Here is a 1,523-nt window from a genome sequence, read left to right on the forward strand (position 1 = left end):
CGTCTTTCCAAGACGTCGGGAGTCCAGCGTGCGTTATCGAACGAGCACCTGAAAAGTGAGGGCTTATTGAGTCTAGAAGAGCGTTGGCAACAGCTTGCATCCTCGCGGCGAATCGCCTAGTGCGGACCCGCATGCTAGGTGATGTGGGAGGGGCGCCGGAGCAATCCGGCCCCCTATCCCGATCCACTTGGTTCGCGCGGTCGGCCACGACGACACGTTGAGCCATCGTCGCTGATAGTCAATGTACTCGATCGGAATGGCCAAGGGAAATTCTGCATCCCAATCTACGGTCGGCATTTCGAGCGTTGGTTGTCGGCGTGGCAGTCGTCAGGCGTCGGTTGGTCTTTGTCAGCAGAGTCGACCGCGCACCTATCGAACCGTGACATCAGGAGCGAATCCCAGGAAACAGAGGTCTGATGAAATCCGGTGGGCGCAGTTCGAACGCACCAGTCAGACCGTCGATGAATGATCAACCACCGAGGTCACGGAGGGACACAGAGAAGAAGTGGGCGTTGCAGTCAGTGCTGACATCAGCAGTAAAGAGAACAACCACGAAAGACGCGAAAAACACGAAAGATGACGTGCGCGGCTGTCAGGCGTCGGTTAGCAGCGCGAACGTCGGAATTCACGGGGTGGCGGGAGTTGATCATCCACTTCGAATCGCACGGCCACCGCCACTTCCGTGCAATTCTCTGGTTACCACGCGATTAAGATTGGTCCCAGTACTCTGGATTCGCAATTGTTTGCTCCATCAGGGCTTCCGACAAGTGCGGCAAATCAGGAAGATCGTGAGACCGTAATAACCCTTTAAATTTCACTGGACCAGGTTTGGCTGGCAACACATGGCCATCAAAAAAAACATAGCGTTCGCCAATTGTGATCACTCTGAGAATCGGTTGAACTGAATCAAGCCAATCGTCTGCTGTAGCCAGCAGTGTGTTTTCGACCATGTCACCAGATTGGGAAAGGTGCTTCTGTTTCCGAGGTGTCTGTTTGCGTGCGAGTTGTTCGAGAGTTCCACGAATGTACATACATTTGGCGAACATGAACGCACGCGAGCATTTGGTACAGGACCAAAGCCAACCAGTACCGTCGCTCGGGAAGGTATGCTTGGTGTGCCAAGTAGCGTCAACTATGCCAGTACGGCAATCGCACCACCACGATTTATCGGGATCGTCAGCGACCAGCCAGAGCGATTTTGAGAACCATCCCATCGTATTCTATCAGTGTGGTAACGGCACGTGTCACCCGGCACGCGCGAAAGATTATCCATTTCAAAACCGCCCGACTCGCGTGCTCGGGTGCACGCGTTTGTTCTGCCCTTTGCTATCATGTTCCGTCGTATCGAGTCGTCGGAACACCAGTTTCGGCTCCAGGTATGGTGGAGTATTCCAAAATTGCCCGTTCAAGCGCTTTGATGACGGCTGGACGATTGTGTTTGTTCAGTAACTGTTGTGGAAGCCTGTCGAACCAACGTTGAGTTTCTGTGTGGTCGCCACCTAAGGTTTTCCGNGTACACGGGT

General features: G+C 53.8%; 1 protein-coding gene. It reads right to left on the reverse strand.

The window, feature by feature from the left end; translation table 11 throughout:
- Window positions 1–707 precede the first annotated feature (707 nt).
- Window positions 708–950 carry a hypothetical protein gene (locus tag RMSM_RS35315; protein ID WP_144058193.1) on the reverse strand — a complete coding sequence of 81 codons (243 nt, stop codon included), beginning with the start codon at window positions 948–950 and terminating at the stop codon, window positions 708–710.
- Window positions 951–1,523 lie beyond the last annotated feature (573 nt).

It is taken from the genome of Rhodopirellula maiorica SM1, assembly GCF_000346295.1.
GTDB lineage: Bacteria > Planctomycetota > Planctomycetia > Pirellulales > Pirellulaceae > Novipirellula > Novipirellula maiorica.

Coding starts and splice junctions, on each gene's coding strand:
- RMSM_RS35315 (WP_144058193.1), bottom strand. CDS start 950: ATGGTCGAAAACACACTGCTGGCTACAGCAGACGATTGGCTTGATTCA.